The organism is Nocardia beijingensis NBRC 16342 (assembly GCF_001612785.1).
Taxonomy (GTDB): domain Bacteria; phylum Actinomycetota; class Actinomycetes; order Mycobacteriales; family Mycobacteriaceae; genus Nocardia; species Nocardia beijingensis.
In genome coordinates this window covers 1-785 of sequence record NZ_BDBC01000097.1, presented here as the reverse complement: position 1 = coordinate 785, position 785 = coordinate 1, and the positions used below count along the sequence as shown (strand labels likewise).

The 785-nt window shown below is 68.2% G+C and carries 1 protein-coding gene; it reads right to left on the bottom strand.

Translation table 11 applies throughout. The features are described 5' to 3' along the window. Positions 1-746: condensation domain-containing protein (locus NB3_RS33740; RefSeq protein WP_244892187.1), on the bottom strand; the 746-nt coding region annotated here is incomplete at its 3' end. Positions 747-785: the final 39 nt, after the last annotated feature.

Sequence of the window (785 nt, the reverse complement as noted above, 5' to 3'; positions counted from 1 at the left end):
ACGACGCCGTCCAGAGCCTCGGTCCAATATCGCAGTTGCCTGGCGCTCAGCGAATCCGGATCGTCGGGTGATCCCAGAGCAGCCTGCTGCCACAGCGCGTAGTCCGCGTACTGGACGGGCAGGGGCGTCCACGACGGTGCTTCGCCGCGGATCCGCGCGGCGTACGCGGTCGTCACGTCGCGAGCCAGTGGTGTCATGGAGAAGCCGTCCGCCGCGATGTGGTGCACCACGACGGCCAGGACGTATTCCGGCTCCGCGCCACCGGTGGCCCGGAACAATCGGGCGCGCACCGGCACCTGGGCGCTCACATCGAAGCCTTCGCTCACGAATTCGGTGACCGCGTCGAGCAACCGGCTCGGCGGAACGAATACCAGAGCCAGTTCGCGATCGACTTCGTCGACGGGTTCGATCAGCTGGATCAGCTTTCCGTCGTGATCCGGGTACCGCGTGCGCAGCGACTCGTGTCTGCGCAGCACGTCGACCAGAGCCGATCGCAAGGCGTCGACGTTCAGTTCGCCGCGCAGCCGGAGGACGATCGGCAAGTTGTACGCCCCCGAGCTGGTGTCGTACTGGTTGAGGAACCACATCCGTTGCTGGGCAGGCGCCAGCGGCACGAGTTCGGGGCGTGGCCCGGCGATCAGCGGCGGGCGTTGCCGCCCCTGGCCGACATGCCGTTCGACGCGAGCCGCGAGCTCCCCCACCGTGGGCGCCTCGAACAGCAGCTGGACCGGGATCTCGGTATCCAACGCGGATCCGACTCGCGCCGCGATCCGCATCGCGCCCAA